Annotated in this window: 17 protein-coding genes; 12 read left to right on the plus strand and 5 right to left on the minus strand. The window is 33.0% G+C overall.

All coding sequences use genetic code 11. The annotated features are described in order from the left end of the window. Positions 1–43: 43 nt before the first annotated feature. From ERL59_RS13315 to ERL59_RS13325, 3 genes are all read left to right on the plus strand, one after another. Positions 44–739, plus strand: coding sequence for a response regulator transcription factor (locus ERL59_RS13315; protein ID WP_160646722.1), 696 nt, complete (start codon positions 44–46; stop codon positions 737–739). Further along, a complete protein-coding gene (locus ERL59_RS13320; protein WP_160646723.1) occupies positions 736–2,127 on the plus strand; it encodes a sensor histidine kinase in 1,392 nt (463 codons plus the stop codon). Before ERL59_RS13315 ends, ERL59_RS13320 begins: the two co-directional genes overlap by 4 nt. A gap of 105 nt (positions 2,128–2,232) precedes the next feature. Continuing rightward, positions 2,233–2,898 (plus strand): tetratricopeptide repeat protein, encoded by a 666-nt coding sequence (locus ERL59_RS13325; protein ID WP_160646724.1) that lies wholly within the window; start codon positions 2,233–2,235, stop codon positions 2,896–2,898. Positions 2,899–2,972: 74 nt separating this feature from the next. Here ERL59_RS13325 and ERL59_RS13330 read toward each other — a convergent pair whose 3' ends face one another. After that, on the minus strand, positions 2,973–3,194 hold the full coding sequence (locus ERL59_RS13330; protein WP_160646725.1) for a DUF1128 domain-containing protein: 222 nt from the start codon (positions 3,192–3,194) through the stop codon (positions 2,973–2,975). A gap of 151 nt (positions 3,195–3,345) precedes the next feature. Between ERL59_RS13330 and ERL59_RS13335 the strand changes: the two genes are divergently transcribed. From ERL59_RS13335 to glpX, 8 genes are all read left to right on the plus strand, one after another. Then, positions 3,346–3,549 (plus strand): hypothetical protein, encoded by a 204-nt coding sequence (locus tag ERL59_RS13335; RefSeq protein ID WP_235929888.1) that lies wholly within the window; start codon positions 3,346–3,348, stop codon positions 3,547–3,549. Between the two features lie 363 nt (positions 3,550–3,912). Beyond that, positions 3,913–5,109 carry an NAD(P)-dependent malic enzyme gene (locus ERL59_RS13340; RefSeq protein WP_160646726.1) on the plus strand — a complete coding sequence of 399 codons (1,197 nt, stop codon included), beginning with the start codon at positions 3,913–3,915 and terminating at the stop codon, positions 5,107–5,109. Between the two features lie 166 nt (positions 5,110–5,275). After that, positions 5,276–6,319: a type I glyceraldehyde-3-phosphate dehydrogenase gene (gene gap / locus ERL59_RS13345; protein ID WP_407925715.1), complete on the plus strand. Its 1,044-nt coding sequence runs from the start codon at positions 5,276–5,278 to the stop codon at positions 6,317–6,319. Then, positions 6,298–6,468, plus strand: a complete 171-nt coding sequence (locus ERL59_RS13350) for a GapA-binding peptide SR1P (protein WP_160646728.1) — start codon at positions 6,298–6,300, stop codon at positions 6,466–6,468. Before gap ends, ERL59_RS13350 begins: the two co-directional genes overlap by 22 nt. Then, the gene (gene ppdK, locus ERL59_RS13355) at positions 6,452–9,100 is read left to right on the plus strand and encodes a pyruvate, phosphate dikinase (RefSeq protein WP_201763561.1); all 2,649 of its coding nucleotides are present in this window, start codon (positions 6,452–6,454) and stop codon (positions 9,098–9,100) included. The genes ERL59_RS13350 and ppdK overlap by 17 nt, the downstream gene beginning before the upstream one ends. A gap of 67 nt (positions 9,101–9,167) precedes the next feature. Then, on the plus strand, positions 9,168–9,797 hold the full coding sequence (locus ERL59_RS13360; protein ID WP_328699952.1) for a helix-turn-helix transcriptional regulator: 630 nt from the start codon (positions 9,168–9,170) through the stop codon (positions 9,795–9,797). Between the two features lie 15 nt (positions 9,798–9,812). Next, positions 9,813–10,637, plus strand: coding sequence for a pyruvate, water dikinase regulatory protein (locus ERL59_RS13365; RefSeq protein WP_160646784.1), 825 nt, complete (start codon positions 9,813–9,815; stop codon positions 10,635–10,637). Positions 10,638–10,731: 94 nt separating this feature from the next. Then, a complete protein-coding gene (glpX, locus tag ERL59_RS13370; RefSeq protein ID WP_160646729.1) occupies positions 10,732–11,718 on the plus strand; it encodes a class II fructose-bisphosphatase in 987 nt (328 codons plus the stop codon). Between the two features lie 158 nt (positions 11,719–11,876). On the opposite strand, the gene ERL59_RS13375 is transcribed toward glpX, so the two are convergent. Beyond that, positions 11,877–12,560, minus strand: coding sequence for an SOS response-associated peptidase (locus ERL59_RS13375; RefSeq protein WP_160646730.1), 684 nt, complete (start codon positions 12,558–12,560; stop codon positions 11,877–11,879). 11 nt (positions 12,561–12,571) lie between these two features. Further along, a complete protein-coding gene (locus ERL59_RS13380; protein WP_160646731.1) occupies positions 12,572–14,110 on the minus strand; it encodes an NAD(P)H-hydrate dehydratase in 1,539 nt (512 codons plus the stop codon). A 300-nt stretch (positions 14,111–14,410) separates the two neighbouring features. Here ERL59_RS13380 and ERL59_RS13385 point away from each other — a divergent pair, with 300 nt between their 5' ends. Beyond that, positions 14,411–14,704, plus strand: coding sequence for a hypothetical protein (locus tag ERL59_RS13385; protein WP_201763563.1), 294 nt, complete (start codon positions 14,411–14,413; stop codon positions 14,702–14,704). Positions 14,705–14,803: 99 nt separating this feature from the next. Here ERL59_RS13385 and ERL59_RS13390 read toward each other — a convergent pair whose 3' ends face one another. Then, positions 14,804–17,068, minus strand: coding sequence for a YcdB/YcdC domain-containing protein (locus ERL59_RS13390; RefSeq protein WP_160646732.1), 2,265 nt, complete (start codon positions 17,066–17,068; stop codon positions 14,804–14,806). A gap of 80 nt (positions 17,069–17,148) precedes the next feature. Then, positions 17,149–19,443, minus strand: a complete 2,295-nt coding sequence (locus tag ERL59_RS13395) for a M56 family metallopeptidase (RefSeq protein WP_160646733.1) — start codon at positions 19,441–19,443, stop codon at positions 17,149–17,151. Between the last annotated feature and the right edge of the window lie 67 nt (positions 19,444–19,510).

The raw sequence follows: 19,510 nt of genomic DNA on the forward strand, positions 1-19,510 counted from the left end.
TAGCGAAACTCTAGAAGTAAGAGATAAAAGGTGAGTGGGTTATTTGAGAACAATACTAGTATTAGAAGATGAAATGAGTATACGCAGTTTTATCACGATTAATTTAGAGAGAAAAGGTTATAAAGTGATTGAAGCTGAAACAGGAGAACAAGCATTAGAACTATTATCAGGGCACAATGATTCTATCGATATTGCATTATTAGATGTCATGTTGCCTGGCATCGATGGGTTTGAAGTCTGTCAAAAATTAAGAGAAATAAATGAGAGAATTGGAATTATCATGTTAACGGCAAGGGTACAAGAGGTGGATAGAGTTCATGGATTGATGTCTGGAGCGGATGATTATATTAACAAACCTTTTATCCCATCAGAATTAATGGCAAGAATTTATTCCTTATTAAGAAGAATGAACGTCTCAATAGATGAATTAAACAAAAATAATCAAGAGCTAGTCACTTTAATTCCAGATGAGAAAAAAATCAAAAGAGGAGATCAGTTGATTGATTTGACCCCAACTGAGTTTATGATATTACAGTTTTTGAGAAAGCAGAATGGGCAAGCTGTAAGTAGAGATGATTTATTAGATGAGGTTTGGGGACTTGATTATCCTGGTGATCCTAAAATAGTGGATGTGAATATGAGAAGGCTCCGTCAAAAAATAGAAGACAATCCTTCACAGCCTAAATGGATTGAAACGGTATGGGGTTATGGATATAAATGGACGGGTGATACGCCATGAATGGTATAAAAAGAAGAATCGTTTTTAATTTTATGTTTATCATATTATTAACGATTTTATTGCTTTTGAGTGTGTTTTTTTCTGTGGTTTATAATTATTACTATAATGGCGTTACGAATGCATTAATGAATCATGCACATACAACAGCTTCGTTTGCAAATCGATACATGACTCTTTCTATTAGTAATATCGAACAAAACTTATCACAAATTAAAGAGAATTTTACTTACGATCAAGCAGAATTACAAATTTTAGATACAGAGGGTACCATACTAATAACATCTAGTGGGTTTAACGTTAATAAAACGGTGGATACAGATGATATAAAAAAGGCATTACGTGGAGAAAGCGGGATTTGGAAAGGAGTTAATAAAAGCACAGACGAAAAAATCATGGCTGTCTCTACTCCAATTTTAGTCGATGGAAAAGTAATTATAGTTGCAAGATATATGACTTCACTAGAACAAATTGATCAAAAAATAAAAAGTACTATGATTTTCAGTATAGTCATTGCTCTTTCCGTAATGTTAATCGTTTTTATGATAAGTTATAAATTAGCCTCCAATATATCTTCCCCCATTAAAAACATAACTGAAGCTTCACGTAAAATTGCTAAAGGAAGATATGATATCAAGCTAAACGAAAATGATCGGGATGAAATCGGTATTCTTTCTAAAAACTTTAATGAAATGGCAGTTGAAATTAAAAATACAGAGCAGTTAAAAAATGAATTTATATCTTCGATGTCACATGAATTGAGAACACCACTTACAGGTATTAAAGGTTGGAGTGATACAATTTTAACAGGTGATCGAGGTAACAAGGAAGAAACAGAGCGGGGATTAAAGATTATCAATAAAGAAACGGATCGTTTAATGGAATTAGTGGAAGAATTATTAGATTTCTCTAGGTTAGAAGCCAATAACTTGAATTTATCCATTTCAAAATTTTCAATTACAAAATTACTTGAAGATGTGATTTTGCAAATGAGTATAAAAGCTAAGAGAAAAGGAATTCAAATCCATTTTAATCATAAGGATGAGATTGAAATCATTGCTGATAACCATCGTTTAAAACAGGTGTTTATTAATTTGCTTGATAATGCCATAAAGTTCTCTAATACCGAGGCTTCAATAGAAGTTACAGCAGAAGAGAATAACAATAATGAAATTGAAGTATGTATCAAGGACCATGGAATCGGAATTGAGAATAATAAATTAGAAAAGATTAAAGAAAAATTTTATCAAGTAGATGCGAATAAAGAAGGTACAGGAATAGGTCTAGCAGTAGTTCAACAACTCGTTCAGCTTCATAAAGGTCGACTTTCTATAATAAGCAAGTGGAGTCAGGGGACGGAGGTTACCGTCGTTTTACCTAAAGAGGTTTGATTATTAATTCAATCCATTAGATTTAGTTGTTGTTTGTAATTTCCCTGGTATAATACAATAATAATGAGTTGTTCGCTAAAATTAACAGCATGGTGGGTGTTTTATATGACTAAATTTATTGGTTTTATTTTATTATGGCAAATCCTTGGGAATCCATTTATAGCTTTATTTATCATTTTTATCATTTTATATTTTTTAGACAGACGTTTTTTTGGTTTTTTTCCTAGCTTAACAAAACCTTTTAAACGTATGAGGAAAATATCAAATTTGAGACAACAGGTAAGACTTAATCCTAATGATGTCTCTTCTAAATATGAATTGGCTAGTTTATTGATGGAAAAGAAAAAGTATGGTGAAGCAAACCAGATTCTTACTGAAATTCTCCCAAGGATGGATCAAGATTCACATGTATTGTGTGATCTTGGTTTGACCCATATTAAGATGGGCAACATTCAAGAAGGGGAGAAATATATATTAGAGGGATTAAAAATAAATCCTAGAACAGGGTATGGACAACCTTATTTGGAATTGGCTAAAGTTTTTATTCAAACTGATCGGGATAAAACTTTTCAATATTTACAGGAATTTCGCGGGATTCATTCCTCTTCTTGTGAATCTTATTATTTGTTAGGAAAACTTTATGAACAGAGTGGAAGTAAGGAAGAAGCTAAGCAGGCTTTTAAAGAAGTTATAGAGATTTATAAATCGTTACCTAAGTATATGAAAAGACATGAACGAAAATGGGCAATACGCAGCAGATTTAAATCTTAGTAATCATGAAAAATACAAACCCCAAAAAGATACTTCATACTTTTGTGTGATATCTTTTTGGGGTTTTCCACGCTTTATTTGCGCAGGTCTCCCAATTCCTTCACGATGGCTTCCATTTCTGAAATACTATAATTGGTTTTACTTGTTACCAAATCATAAATATCTTTAATTTCTTCATATCGTTCAAGTTTAAAATGTTCAGGATTCATTGCAGCAGCTGTTGCCATTTTTAATTTTTGTATGATTTCTTCTACCATAAACCGTATATTTTCATTTGTTTTTTGAGTTAAATCCATTGACTATTTCATCCCTTTCAATAGTTCATGTCAAGTAAAGTAAAATCACAACTTATTGTATCACGAATAACAAAGAAGTGGTATGATAGAGACATACCATTTAATGAATGGTTTTTGGGAGATGATGAAATTTTAAAGGAGATGTTTTAAATTGAATTCCCCAAATCAAATGTGGTTATCTATTGAAAAAGAGTATAGAAAAATGATTGTAAACAATGTTTGGTGTTCTAACTGTAGCGATGCGGTAAGCATTGCTCAATATGTGATACAAGAACATTCAACTGGTATAGTATTACAAGGTAAATGTAAAAACTGTGGACAAGAAGTTGCAAGAGTAGTAGACTTTGAAAACTAAATTTCTTATTAATTTTTTTTAATTCTTCATTATAATGAACATTGATTTAATGAATTTTTATTAATTTTATTATTGAACTCAACTATCAACCTGTGCTGGTATATTCTCTCTCCCACGTCTGTGGGTTTTTTTATTTTCATTTCATTCCTGCAAAACCAGCCCCCAGTAAATTTATTTTTTATTAGCATACTTTTCATTATTTCTTTAATATGTTATCTTATTTTTTTGCATTAATAATCACCTTAATTAAAATAAATGCACATTATATAAAATTAATAAATTTATATATTGTGCATTATTAATATATATGATACATTATTTAAAACGCATTAACACATTAAAGTAAGAGGGTGTGAGATTGTTATGTCATTAAGTGAAGAAGCACTAGAACTGCATCGATTGAATAAAGGGAAGTTAGAAGTAAATACTAAAGTAGAAGTTAAAACGGCTAAGGATTTATCACTAGCTTATTCACCTGGAGTAGCAGAGCCGTGTAAAGAAATCCACAAACATGAAGATGCGGTTTATGACTATACCATAAAAGGGAATAGTGTTGCTGTCATCTCTAATGGAACAGCCGTATTGGGCCTTGGAAATATTGGTGCTAAAGCGTCACTTCCAGTAATAGAAGGAAAAGCAGTTTTGTTTAAAAGTTTTGCAGGAGTAGATGCTTTCCCTATTTGCTTGGATACAACAAATGTGAATCAGTTTGTTGAAACTGTAAAATTGCTAGAGGCTACTTTTGGGGGTATTAATTTAGAGGATATTGCTGCACCCGCATGTTTTGAGATTGAAGAACGTTTAAAAAATGAGTTAAATATCCCAGTTTTTCATGACGATCAGCATGGAACAGCCATTGTAACAGTAGCTGGATTAGTAAATGCACTAAAATTAGTTAAAAAATCAATGGGCTCTATAAAAGTAGTAGTGAATGGTGCAGGTTCAGCTGGTATTGCCATTGTAAAGTTATTAAATCGATTTGGTGTCAATAATATCATCTTATGTGATTCTAAAGGTATCATTTATGAAGGACGTGAGTTCGGCATGAATGATGTTAAACATGAAATGGCTTGTTTAACAAATTTCAAAAAAGAAAAGGGAACAATAGTTGATGCCATGAAAAAAGCAGATGTATTTATTGGTGTTTCTGCTGCAAATGTTGTAACAAAACAAATGGTACGTTCCATGAATCAGAATGCGATTATATTTGCTATGGCAAATCCAATTCCAGAAATTATGTATGAAGATGCGATTGAAGCAGGTGCAAGAGTCGTTGGTACTGGGCGCTCTGATCTTCCAAATCAAATTAATAATGTCTTAGCTTTTCCTGGCATATTTCGAGGTGCATTAGACGTACGTGCAACAGATATTAATGAGAAAATGAAAGAAGCAGCCGTATTTTCAATTGCTTCACTAGTTTCAGATGAGGAGTTAAGTGAAGACTATGTAATACCAGCTCCATTTGATAAACGTGTTGCTCCAGCTGTAGCCAAAGCTGTAAGTAAAGCGGCAGTTGATTCAGGTGTTTCTATGGAAAGATATAAAACTGCACTTATTTAAATAGCTAACTCGGAAATTTGTTTTCCGAGTTTTATTATGCCTTTTATTTAATATTTTTATAATACATATTAAATATAATTCCAATTTTATATATTGTGCATTATTTTTAAATATGATACATTATATATAAATAAGACGTATTATATAGATTAGGGGATGAATGATAATGATTGGTATTAATGGTATGGGGAGAATTGGTAGACTTGTTTTACGTAAGGCTTTTGATTCAAACCTAAGTCTAAACGACCCAAGGGTAGTTGCAATTAATAGTAAATATTCTATAGAGACGGTAAGTCACTTAATTAAATATGATACAGTTCATGGAAAGTTTGATGGTTCCGTAGAAATTGAAGATGGGGATCTAATCATTAATGGTTTTAGAGTGAAGGTAACCTACGAAATGTACCCGGAAAACATTCCTTGGGAAAAACTTGGTGTAAAGGTTGTTATAGATTCAACAGGACAATTTAACAACAGAGAAAGTGCACAAAAACACTTGCAATCAGGTGCTGAGACTGTTATTAACACAGCCCCTGCAAAGGATATGGATTTAACAGTAGTGATGGGAGTCAATGATCACCTCTATGATCCGGAAAGTCATAAACTCTTATCATCAGCTTCATGTACAACAAACTGTGTTGCACCCATTTTAGATGTTTTAGATAAAGCATTTTCTATTAAAAATGGATGGGTTACTTCTGTTCATTCCTATACAAACGATCAAAAACATTTAGATAATCCACATCATGACTTACGTAGAGCACGTGCTTGCACTCAATCTATTATTCCAACAAGTACTGGGGTAGGTAAAGCGCTTAAAAATGTCATACCACACCTAGCGCCGATTATTCAAGGATTGTCCGTACGAGTACCTACTCCTGATGTTTCATTAATTGATATGACAATTCAAGTGCATGACGATGTCACTTTAGAAAAGGTTCAAAAATTATTTGAAGGTGCATCCAGAGGTCATTTATCTTCATATTTGGATTATATAAATGACCCTTTAATTTCAAGTGATTTTATTGGAAATGAAAAATCAGCTGTAATTGATGGGCTATCATTATCAGTTGCTGGTGATCAGATCAAAGTGTTGGCTTGGTACGATAATGAATGGGGATATTCCTGTCGTGTAGTTGATTTAGCTCATTTGGTGATCAATAAACAAAAACAAGGAGAGTGTGAATTATGGGACAAAACGGTCATATGAACGACTTAGGCACCATTTTATGTAAACACTGTGGGGAAGTGATAGATACAGTAGATACAGATAATGTCGTCACATTTTATAGCTCTTGTAAAAATGATCATTGCAATGAATTAAATTCGGAGGTACTTTTCAATGACAGTGAAGGTTAAACGTATATTCCATTTTCATGAAGGTAACGCAAATATGAAATATTTACTTGGCGGTAAGGGTGCAAACCTTGCAGAAATGACTAATATAGGACTACCGACACCTCCAGGTTTTACAATAACTACAGACGTATGTAGAGAGTATTATAAATGTAATGGACGACTTCCTGAAGGGTTATTTGATGAGGTATCTAGTGCATTGAAAGAATTGGAACAGGTGAAGCAGCAGACTTTTGGAGACCCAGAAAATCCTCTATTAGTATCCGTTCGATCCGGTTCTGTTGCTTCTATGCCAGGTATGATGGATACTATTTTAAACCTAGGATTAAATGATCAGACGGTAAAAGGACTAGCTAAAAATGCTCAAGATGCTCGTTTTGCCTATGATTGTTATCGTAGATTGATTCAGATGTTTGGGAATGTCGTTTTTGGTGTGGAATCACATTCATTTGAAATAAAAATACATGAGATAAAAATGAAGAATAAATACCAACATGATAGTGATATTTCGGCAGAAGACTTACAATTTTTAATTGATGAGTTTAAACAATTGATTAAATATCATTCAAATAGAGAATTTCCTCAGGATGTTAATGTTCAATTGAGTTTAGCCATCGAAGCTGTTTTTGAATCTTGGAACAATCAACGTGCCAAAGTGTATCGTAAAGCTTATGGTATTCCAAGTGAACAAGGGACTGCAGTAAACATTCAATCTATGGTCTTTGGAAATTTAGGGGAAGAAAGTGGCACAGGAGTATTATTTACTAGAGACCCATCTACTGGAGAAGCAAATTTATTTGGAGAGTTTTTAACTAATGCACAAGGTGAAGATGTTGTTGCAGGAGTAAGAACACCTATCGCAATTGAGTTTCTTAAGGATCAATTTTCTGAAATTTATAATCAATTATATGAAATTGCTAGTTTATTGGAAAAGCAATATAAGGATATGCAGGATATTGAATTTACAATTGAAAACAATAAATTATATATTTTACAGACTCGTAACGGAAAACGAACAGCACAAGCTTCAGTAAAAATTGCTGTGGATTTATCCAAAGATGGGCTGATTACCAAAAAAGATGCATTGCAAAGAATAGAAGTAAATCAATTGGAACAGCTTTTCCATCGTTCAATTGATGATCAAAATAAATTAGATGTTATTGCAAAAGGACTTCCAGCTTCATCTGGAGCAGCTTCTGGGAAAGTTGTGTTTGATCCTGATACTGCTCAACAACTAGCTAATGATGGGGAAAAAGTTATTTTGGTTAGAATTGAAACAACTCCTGAAGATATACATGGTGTTTTTGCTGCAGAAGGAGTTTTAACAAGCAGGGGTGGAATGACTAGTCACGCAGCAGTAGTAGCCAGAGGTATGGGTAAACCTTGTGTATGTGGCTGTAATGAATTAGAGATTGACTTAAAGGCAAAAACCTTTATGGTTGGTGATATTACTGTGAATGAAGGAGACTGGATTTCCATAGATGGATCTTCCGGTCAAGTTATTCAAGGGGAAATAAAATTAAAGGATCCTGAAATTTCTGAAGAGTTATCCACTTTATTAAATTGGGCTGATGAAATAAGAGAATTAAAGGTTTATGCAAATGCGGATAATGGCATAGATGCAAAAAAAGCCCGTGAGTTTGGAGCAGAAGGTATTGGGTTGTGTCGCACGGAACATATGTTTATGTCGCCTAGCAGGTTGCCAATTGTTCAAAATATGATTATGGCTCAAACATTTGAAGAACGAAGAGTACATTTAGACCGTTTATTGCCATGGCAACAATCTGATTTTGAAGATTTATTTCATGAAATGAATGGGTTACCTGTTACGATTCGATTGTTGGATCCACCTCTTCATGAATTTTTACCTAAACTAGAAGAATTATTACTACAAAAACAAAGAGTTGATTTAGGTGTTGATACAGAGACGAATATAAAAGAATTAGATTCATTAATTAATAAAGTTCGCAATTTACATGAGATGAATCCCATGTTAGGACAACGAGGATGCAGATTAGGAATTTTATTTCCAGAAATTTATGATATGCAAATTGAAGCTATTTTTCGTGCGATACTTTCCAGCCTGAAAAAAGGAATAGAAGTCATGCCACAATTAATGATTCCACTTATTAGTGATGTGAATGAATTAAAAAGATTAAGAGAGCTAGTGAATCAAGTTGCAAAGGAAATTTTAGGTGAAGAAATTAAGTATTGTCATTATGAAGTGGGTACGATGATTGAAGTTCCTCGTGCCGCTTTAACTGCAGATGAAATTGCTCAATATGCAGATTTCTTTTCCTTTGGAACAAATGATTTAACTCAAATGACGTTCGGATATAGCAGAGACGATGCAGAAGGTAAATTTCTCGATAGGTATACAGAAGAACATATATTAGAAAATAATCCTTTTGAAGTTTTAGATCAAAAAGGAGTAGGTAAATTAATACAATGGTCTGTAGAAAACGGTAAATCTGTAAAACCGAATTTGAAAACAGGTGTTTGTGGAGAACATGGTGGGAACAAAGAATCCATTTTCTACTGTCAGCAAATTGGATTGGATTATGTTAGCTGCTCTCCATATCGAATTCCACTAGCAAGAATCGCCGCTGCCCAAAGTGCAATTGAATTTAAATAACTTTTAGTTAATAATTAAAGTAAATATGTTAAGTTTATATTGTTGAGCAACGTATGCACTATTGGAGGTGAAAATAATCGAACTCACATCTCGCCAATTAAAAATTATAGAAATTGTACAAGAAAATGTACCTATTACTGGAGATCAAATTGCAGAAATGATTGGGGTGAGCAAGCCTACAATACGCTCAGATTTATCCGTTCTTGTCATGGTAGGTTATCTTGAAGCCAAACCAAAGGTAGGATATTTTCCAGGAAAATCAGCCTTACCTAACTACGAAGCGGCAAAAAAATTAGAGCAAATTAAAGTCAAAGACATTCAGAGTATTCCTGTTGTTGTAAAAGAAACAACAACGATACACGATGCAGTAGTCACTCTTTTTATGGATAATGTTGGAAGTTTAGTCGTGAGTGATGAAGATGGAACTTTGAAGGGAGTTTTATCAAGGAAGGACTTGTTAAAAGTCACATTAGGCAACCCTGCATCTTCTACAATGCCAGTACACCTGGTTATGACAAGACAGCCTAATATCGTTACCATTCAACCTGATCAATCTGTAGTTGAAGCCGCTAAAAAAATGATTGAACATGATGTGGATACGTTGCCTGTAATTTCAGAGAAAGACGAAATCATAGGAAGAATTACGAAAACGAATATGACTCGTTTATTGTTGGACTTAACTGATACTTTATTATAATTCATTGGAGGATTCATAGTGGACGAGAAACTTAGATATAAAATTTTTATATGTTCAGATTCCATAGGAGAAACAGCAGAAACTGTAGTGAAAGCTACTGCGCGTCAATTTGATATGACTCAAATTGAGATCAAAAGGGTAGGTCATATTCAATATGAAGATCAAATAAAAGTTGTCATGGAAGATGCATATTCAGAAAATGCAGTCGTTGCCTACACTCTTGTACAACCTGAGCTTCGTGAAATGATGAAACAAGAAGCCATTCGTTTAGGTGTAAGAGCAGTTGATATTATGGGTCCAATGATGCAAGCTTTTATCGATACATTTAATAATATTCCTAAACAAGAACCTGGATTGCTTCATAAAATGGATGAGAACTACTTTAAAAAAGTAGAAGCGATAGAGTTTGCTGTTAAATTTGATGACGGTCGTGACGTGAGAGGTCTTTTGCAGGCTGAATTAGTCTTGGTTGGCATATCCAGGACTTCAAAAACACCTTTAAGCATCTTCCTTGCACATAAAGGAATTAAAGTGGCAAATCTTCCTTTAGTACCTGAAGTGAAACCACCAAAAGAGTTGTTTGAAATTCCTAGAAGTAAAGTAATCGGTCTAACTATGCAGCCAGAACAAATCTTGAGGATTAGAAAAGAAAGATTGAAAGCTTTGGGCATGCCTTCTGGAGCAAATTATGCAACTTTAGATCGCATTATAGAAGAGCATAAAATAGCAAGTGATTTAATGAAAAGAGTAGGATGTCCAATTATTGATGTAACTGAAAGAGCGATTGAAGAAACAGCTGCTATTATTATAAGTTTACACGATAGTAACTTACATTCATAACTAAATTCAAATATAGATTCAAGACAAATCATAGGAATACTGAGAATTTAGGAGTCGGTTTAGATTAAAATATTCATAAAAAGGAGAGGGTATCTTGGAGCGTGAATTAGCATTAGAGATTGTAAGAATAACAGAGTTAGCTGCATTAGCATCTGCTCCTTGGATGGGACGTGGCAATAAAGAAGGTGCTGATCAAGCAGCTACCTCAGCTATGAGATATGTATTAAATTCAGTATCCATGAAAGGTACAGTTGTTATAGGCGAGGGTGAAATGGATGAAGCACCTATGTTATATATAGGTGAAAGTGTTGGGAGTGGGACAGGTCCTGAACTAGATGTTGCAGTTGATCCTTTGGATGGTACGGAAATTGTAGCTAAAGGACTTAATAATGCACTTGCTGTGATTGCAGTCGCAGATAAAGGAAATTTACTTCATGCTCCTGATATGTATATGGAGAAATTAGCGGTTGGGCCTGAGCTAGTGGGTGTTCTAAGTATTGATGATCCATTAAAAGATATGATTTATAAAGCTGCTAAAGCTTTAAATAAAAGAATATCCGATTTATCAGTAACAATCTTAGACCGTGAGCGACATAAACATTTAATTTTACAACTGCGTCAAATCGGTGTCAGAATTAAATTATTAACCGAAGGTGATGTAGCAGGTGCCATTGCTCCTTCATTGCCAGAAGCTGGAGTTGACATGTATATTGGGTCTGGAGGTGCTCCAGAAGGGGTATTAGCTGCAGCTGCGCTTAGATGCTTAGGAGGAGAGATACAAGGGAGATTAATGTCTGCTACACATGAAGAATACAACCGTTGTAAAAAAATGGGATTTGAAAGACCATGTCAGGTTTTAACGATGGACGACATGGTTGGAACAGATGATGTTATTTTTGCCGCAACGGGAGTTACTGAAGGTGACTTCTTAAGTGGGGTTCGTTATCTCTCAGGTCAAAGAGCAGAAACGGATTCCATCGTTATGAGAGCTAAAACAAGAACAGTAAGAAATATTAAATCCATTCATTATTTACCTAATAAAGCATTTTTTAAAGAAAAAGAAATTTCTTTAGTGGAATGATTTTTCAACATTTATTGTATTCAATTTGATTAGGAAGTAAGGGAATCTAGTGTCTAATATGCATATTTTAATGAAAATTTTAAAATCATAGATTCCCTCTAATTTAGATGTGATAAATCACATTCATCAATGATTATTATGAACTTTTTTAGGGAATTTTAAAATAACAAAGGTTCCGTATATTCTTCGATACATTCTGGTGAATCATTATTCACATTACCAACCATGTTGGATACAGGATAAACTTTCATTTTATCAGAAGGATACGGTTTGAATAAATTCATAACAGTATTAAAGTGATAATTTTCATGATCTAGCCATTGATGTTCTTCTTCTTGATTTAATATAACGGGCATACGATCATGAATGTTAGACATGAGTTGATTGGGTTCTGTAGTAATAATTGTACAACTGTGTAATTTTTCCCCATCAGCATTTATCCACGTATCATATAATCCAGCTAATGAAAACAATTTATTATTTTTAAGTTGAATTCTCATGGGTTGTTTTATCCCGTTTGTTTTTTTCCATTCATAGAAACCGTCTACTGGAATGACACATCTTTTATTGTGGATAATTTTTTTGAAAGATGGTTTTTCTTGTAATGTTTCTGCTCTTGCATTTATTGATTTATATCCCATTTTATCATCCTTTGCCCACGAAGGTACAAGTCCCCATTTCAGTTGCCCTATTCTATTTTTACCTTTGTGTGCAATGATAGACGTAATCATTTGACCTGGTGCAGCATTATATCGGGGGATATACCGAAAAGGAACTGATTCTAACAAGTAACGACTTAATAATTCATCAATTGTAACGGTAATGGTGAATCTGCCACACATCATTTTTCCTCCTAGATTTCGTCTATAATATCCCCTGCGATTAGAGAATGTTGTGAATATCTTTTTGCTGCTGCACGATCACCAGCTAGTCCATGAAGATATACACCAAGAACTGCTGCTTGTTCAGCAGTATAATTTTGTGCTAATAATCCACCTATCATACCAGCAAGTACGTCCCCTGAACCTCCGGTAGCCATGCCAGCATTGCCTGTATGATTAATATATACATTTTCATTCGCTGTAGCAATAACGGTATGTGCCCCTTTAAGTACAACCACTATTTTGTGTTTCATAGCATATTCTCTAGCAATTTGAATTCGATTTTCTTGTACTTCTTTGACGGTACATTTTAAAAGTCTTGCCATTTCTCCAGGGTGAGGAGTGATAATGACAGGTGTATCCTTACCGCTCCATTTATCAAAATGTTCAGCATCAGATAGTATATTTAAAGCATCAGCATCCAAAACAATAGGACACTCAATACGTTCCCATAGTTTATGAAGCCACATTTCATCATCTTCAAACCTTCCTAACCCAGGTCCAATTACAAGGACTTGTTTATTCTCACTTAATTGTATAATATCTTCTGCTGAATGAACATTCCATTCACCATTATTTTTGTCTTCTACAGGCACTAACATAACTTCAGGTAATTTTCCTAACATTTGGTTTGCTACCATTCGTGGTAAAGTCCAAGTAACTAATCCACAGCCAGCTCTTAAAGCTGTTTTAGAGCAAAGTAGACCAGCACCACTCATTTGTAAAGTTCCTGCTACAACCAATACATGACCATAAGTACCTTTATGTGTATTTGATTCTCTAGGTAGGTTAACATTTACATTAAGTTTCTTTTCTAAAACAGAAGGTTGAAGTGAAAAGGTTTGTATTGAAAATTGCTTAGCTGTTGTTATTGGGATGCCAATAGGTTTTACTATAACATCTCCTGCTGTTTCTGCTCCTGGTGATTGGATAAGACCACATTTTAAAAATGCTAAAGTTATCGTTTTCTCTGCTTTGATACAAGGTTGATAAAGAACTCCGGTATCGGCATCAAGTCCACTTGGTATGTCAATTGAAAAAACCGGTAAATTTGATTCATTTACTTTGTTGATCAAAGAGGCATAAGGATCTCTTGGGGCACCTCTAGTACCCGTTCCTAGAAGAGCATCAATAATACCTTCATATCCATCCCAATCAATCTTTTTATTTTGATAAACATTTGATGAGAGTTTTAATTTTTTCGTGATATGATGTTGTGTGATCATATCCCCCTTAAATAAATTTGGGGATTGTGCATATAGGATATCAATATCAAAACCAGCCTCTATCAAATGTCTAGCAGCAACTAAACCATCTCCACCATTATTACCTTTTCCAACAAGAATCAACCATTTTTTGTGATGTGGTTTGTTTTGTTTTTTTGTCCATATTATGATTTCATTAGCGACTTCTCGACCTGCATTTTCCATTAATACTAATGATGGAATTCCAATCGTATTTATCGTATAATGATCAAGTTTACGCATTTCATCTGATGTAACTACATACATCATTAAAACCTCCCATCCATGTTCTAACCATTTATAACTTTCTTTTCATATGATTAAATGCAAGAACTCATTATTTTTATTATAATATACGAAAATAGAAAACTTAATCTAGAAAAGCAATGTGCTGATAGAATGTTTATATTTAACTTAACATCTGCAGATGATATTCAGTCTAAGGTTATCAATTTTTTTTATTTAGAACCTGTATTGATTTATAGTTGAAACCTTTATAGAAAGAAAACGTAAATATTTTAAAGGATTTTTTAATTGATATTCTGGAATTCCTAGGAGGAAGACTTTATGGCTGAAACGATAATAATGATTATTTTGATGATTCCTATATATGGTTTGTTAATTTGGACTTATTTTTATCCGGAGGAAAGTATATTATTTGGAAGAAGATGGATGTACAAAGAAGAACCAAATCTATCCAAAGAAGTTATTCATTATACTAAATTCGTATCTATTGTTGCTATGGTTGGACTACCTATTGTTTTAATTAGTATCATCTTTGAACTTTACTTACTCAGATTTATTTTAGTTTTGGGGTTTGCTTTTATGTTTATATTTGGGTTATTTAAAATATTCAAATGAAAAATTCTCAAATTCAAATCTTAAAAAAACACATTCCTCTTAAGAGAGAATGTGTTTTTTTCTTTTTATTTCAACCTTCATAATAATGTTTGGTGTAGGTTACCTAATCATAAATTTATCATTATTCATGGTGTTAGGTAAATTTACTAAGTTACGGATATATTTAGCTAATTGAGCAGTAGTTACTGACTCTTGTGGGTGAATTTCACCATTTTCATTTTTTGTAATAAGCCCTAAGGCATCTGCAAGTTCAACTTCATCTACATATTTGTCAGAAATGAGATGACTATCAGTAAAGTTGGAGATAAATAGTTCTTGTTCTGAGATGGCTTGTGAATCTAGCAATCGAACAAACCAATAAGCAAGTTTTTCCCTTGTCAGTGATTCATCGAGATTGAAAGTTTCTTGTTGAGTATCAATGATTCCTTTATCAGCAGCACTTTCAACAAATGGATATGCTGCCATGTCAGGATGAATGTTATGGAAAGTTTGAGATCCTGATAAACCTTCAGGGTAGTTTTTAATATAATTTTTATTGTATAAAGATTTTACAAGTATACTTATTCCTTGTTCGACTGTTAAAGCTTTATCCGTTTGTATTTGTCCATTTTTATCAGGGACAATAATTCCAGATTGTATCATATAATTAATTTCGTCTTCTGCATAAGGATGATTCACCTTGATATCAGGAGTTTCAAAGGTATCTACACCATATCCCTTAACAATATCACCTGTTGTTGCATCTACATAATGTACTTTAAAATTAATTTCGTAGATTAAATTATAATGTACCTGTTTCAGATCCTCATAATAATCATTGTATTTATGCTCATAATATAAATCTGTGGACATTTGATCTAGATATGCAGATAAAGCTTCTTCCTTGCTTATAACAATATTAGCGTTTGGAAACTGTTCCATGGAATCAAGGATCATAACATACTCTATTAATTCCCCACTATTTTTGGAAACTGTAACGTTGATTTCATCCCCTTCATAAGGGATTCCATTGATTACTCTGTGAAATTCAAAACTATAATTTTCATTGTAATTAGAATAATCTTCAGGATGACTTCTCCACACAATTTGTTGAGAAATGCCAGGGGAGAGTTGTTTTATATATTTCATTGCAAATTCTCTAGCTTCATTCAGGGATAACTTGGACGCTTGATTTGTATTTGGCATATTTAATTGATCAGTTGAACTCAAGTAATATAAGTCACCAGTTTTACCATCAATCATCATCTCAACACTATTATTATTCAAATTAAATGATATAGAATATTTTAAGTTTTTTTCTATACTTAGTTTTTCTATTTTATCAATTTCTATTTCTGATTGTTCTACCTTTAATATTTGTCCCAATATTTTTGTGGCATATTGCTCTATATTGTCTTTATTAAAACTATACATCAATGTATCAGTAGATTTAGATAAAGGTTGATATGCAGAGATGGAATTTAGTTCACTAATATCCATAAACTCTCCTTTGATGCTGTATGTTCCTTCTATAGCATTCATTTTATATACAGAAGGGTCTATTACGTAAGCTAAATAGATATTTTTACTCGAAGGTGAATTCCATTCGCTAATGTATTTAAGCTGTACATTTAATTCATTTTTTAGTTGTTGCTTAACTTCATTTTCAGTTAACATGTTGCTTGACGAATCAAATGTATGTTCTTGTAGAGATGAATAATAGTTCTCGTAAGGTTGATTATAATAGTTATAACTTCTTATCTTTCCATCTCCTTGAACAAGCACCCTGCCTCCTTGATCCGAAATACGAATGTCATCCTTCATTTTATAAAACTCAAATTCAGTTTGAACGTGTTCAGTTAAAGTTTTTTGAAAGTCTTGATAGTAACTATACTTGATGCCATAATCACTCATGTCATAAAATTGCTTTAAAAATTCCTCAGCGATTCTTTGGCTTTCCTCAACATCAACTGATGGAGGAAATAAAGTACCTTCTGTTGCTTTACCACCACCAAAGGAGAATGCGATTAAAGTTAACTCTCTTCCATAAAATAAAAATGTCCCTCTTAAATCTGAATTCGTATACTTATCAGCATTTTCATGGTAATTTAATGAAAATTGTTCATTTTTAGATGGATTATTTCCTTCAAAAGTGAATTCTTCTATCTTAGCCGATGCTAATTCATTTGGAAACAACTGCTTTACTCTAATAACTAAGTTTTCTTTTGTTATTTCTTTAACTTGTTGACTTTCTGAGTTTTCTTTATTTTCAATTTTGCTATCAACTGATTTATTTAAGTCGGCTAGTGGATCAGTTCCCCCAAAATTTATATACAAAATAATCAATAGAGCTACACTAAGGATGAAACTCAACATTATTTTCATAAATTTCTTATCTCCTATCTTTAAAAACAATCTATTTAAATCTCAGACGATATTTTTTAATAAAACCTAACCATTTTCAATTATTTCATAAAATTATAGACTTCTGTTACGTTATCTCCTATTGCATAAATTTTCCCATCTATGACTTCTGTTTCATGACCAGATTTCGCTTGATTCATGTTAGTTAGTTCTGTCCATGTTTCTGTTTGTGGATTATATACTTCTACGCTTAATAAATGATTGTAATCATAATATCCACCTGTTACATAGATTTTCCCATTTAAGACTTCTGTTGCATGGTTCCTTCTTACTTGATTCATACTAGCTAATTGTGTCCATGTGTTTGTTTTGGGATCATATACTTCCATACTTGATAGAAAATTTTCTTTTCTGTATTTCATAAAATTACCAATATATCCACCGATTACATAGATCTTACCTCCGATGACTTCTGTTGAAAAATCATCCCTTTCTCTATTCATACCAGCTAATTTTGTCCATATGTTCGTTTCTGGGTCATAAACCTCTGAACTGAATAAATAATCAGAATTATTGTTTTTCCCACCAACTACATAGATTTTTCCTTGGATAACTTCTATTGCAAATTTAACTCTGGCATCACTCATACTATTTAATTCTGTCCATGTATTCGTTTGTGGATCATACACTTCTAAGCTAGATAAAACATTAGAATCAGATCCATACCCACCTACAGCATAGATTTTCCCATTGATGATTTCTGTTGTATGGTAGCCTCTAGCTTGATTCATACTAGCCAATTCTATCCATCTGTCCTTTTGTGGATCATACATTTCTAAGCTCGATAAAAATTCATAAGCTTGATTATTATCATTATATCTAGATCCACCAACCACATAGATTTTCCCATCAATGACTCCAGTTGTATGATTATGTCTTGCTTGATTCATACTAGCCAATTCTATCCATCTGTCCTTTTGTGGATCATACATTTCTAAGCTTGATAAATATTCATAACCTTGATCATTATATCTAGATCCACCAACCACATAGATCTTCCCATCGATGACTCCAGTTGCATGGTTATCTCTAGCTTGATTCATACTGGAAACCTCAGTCCAAGTCCCAGCTGATTCTACACTTGAAATTTCTTGCACACTTTTTATAGGATCAACTTCTGTTTCATGATCAGATTGAATATTTCCATCTTTTGATTGAGATGCTTGCTGGTCATTGTTACTATGATTTAAATCAAATATTGTGAATCCAACAAGAACGATACAAACAGTGATCAAACTAGAGAACATCATCCATGTCCGAGTTTGTTTTTTAATCATATGAATTCGCTTCATTCTTAATTTCATATCTGATAAACTAGAGGACATTCCAATGGACCGAGGAATGAAGGTTGGTTTTGATACTTTTCCCAAAACACTTAACAAGGTGTTCCCATACGCCAGGTGTTCGTCTTTTTTAAGTTGAGATAAAACGGTGGCATCACACGATAGCTCACAATCTTTACGCAAATGATAGAAACTGTACCAAATGATGGGATTAAACCAATGAATGGCAAGAACAATGATACTCATCCATTGAATAAGGACATCCTTTTTTTTGAAATGTGTTAACTCATGTAACAGCACATATTTCTTTTCACTTTTTGATAAACTTTCAAATAATGGCTTTGGGATCAAAATTTTGGGTACTAAAAAACCAATTATCGAAGGCGAGACTATCTTGTCATCATATATCATTTGTATATTGGACCTCACCTTTAATTTCTTTTTGCATGCTTCTAACAGTGATAATATGTCATCATCTTTACATTTTGTTTGTTTAGATAATCTCCAGTTATAATCGAAATTTTCAATCAAAAACAATATAATAACCATCAACACACCAAACAACCACAACATTCCTAATGTATTCAAATTTAATATGTTGAATATTATCTGGTTAGTAGTTACACTTTGTGAAATTGAATCCTTTGCTTCTATTTTTATTATTTCTGTATTAAAATTCGGCACAGTTAGATTTGTTTTTGGTTGAAAAGTAACGAGCGGTCCATTCATTTCATTTGAGGTTATATCTTCATCTTTACTTTTAATGTTTCCCATATTTAAGGGAGGCGTTGTGGTTTGGTTTTGAATAGGTATTTCCATAGATTCATTTATTTTATACTCTGCAAACGAGGGTAAGAAGTGAACAAAACTCAATGAGCTTTCAAAATTAAAAGGAATCATAAGTCTTATAATCAATACTAGCCAAATATAATAGTGCCAATGTGCTGAGAGTTTGTCATTCAGAGCTCTTTTTATAAAGAGAATGAGGAATGCTATAATACTCCCTACCAGAGAATAGTTTAAAACAGTTATGAATATATTTTGTAAATCCATGTTTTCACCACACTTTATTTGCGAAATGGAAACAATCATAAGTCATTTTATTAATCTAAATGTCTAA

Source organism: Chengkuizengella marina, from assembly GCF_009910845.1.
Classification (GTDB): domain Bacteria; phylum Bacillota; class Bacilli; order Paenibacillales; family KCTC-33759; genus Chengkuizengella; species Chengkuizengella marina.

Coding starts and splice junctions, on each gene's coding strand:
- ERL59_RS13330 (WP_160646725.1), bottom strand. CDS start 3,194: ATGGATTTAACTCAAAAAACAAATGAAAATATACGGTTTATGGTAGAA.
- ERL59_RS13390 (WP_160646732.1), bottom strand. CDS start 17,068: ATGAAAATAATGTTGAGTTTCATCCTTAGTGTAGCTCTATTGATTATT.
- ERL59_RS13325 (WP_160646724.1), top strand. CDS start 2,233: ATGACTAAATTTATTGGTTTTATTTTATTATGGCAAATCCTTGGGAAT.
- ERL59_RS13380 (WP_160646731.1), bottom strand. CDS start 14,110: ATGTATGTAGTTACATCAGATGAAATGCGTAAACTTGATCATTATACG.
- ERL59_RS13350 (WP_160646728.1), top strand. CDS start 6,298: ATGGGACAAAACGGTCATATGAACGACTTAGGCACCATTTTATGTAAA.
- ERL59_RS13340 (WP_160646726.1), top strand. CDS start 3,913: ATGTCATTAAGTGAAGAAGCACTAGAACTGCATCGATTGAATAAAGGG.
- ERL59_RS13395 (WP_160646733.1), bottom strand. CDS start 19,443: ATGGATTTACAAAATATATTCATAACTGTTTTAAACTATTCTCTGGTA.
- ERL59_RS13320 (WP_160646723.1), top strand. CDS start 736: ATGAATGGTATAAAAAGAAGAATCGTTTTTAATTTTATGTTTATCATA.
- ppdK (WP_201763561.1), top strand. CDS start 6,452: ATGACAGTGAAGGTTAAACGTATATTCCATTTTCATGAAGGTAACGCA.
- ERL59_RS13385 (WP_201763563.1), top strand. CDS start 14,411: ATGGCTGAAACGATAATAATGATTATTTTGATGATTCCTATATATGGT.
- ERL59_RS13375 (WP_160646730.1), bottom strand. CDS start 12,560: ATGTGTGGCAGATTCACCATTACCGTTACAATTGATGAATTATTAAGT.
- gap (WP_407925715.1), top strand. CDS start 5,276: ATGATTGGTATTAATGGTATGGGGAGAATTGGTAGACTTGTTTTACGT.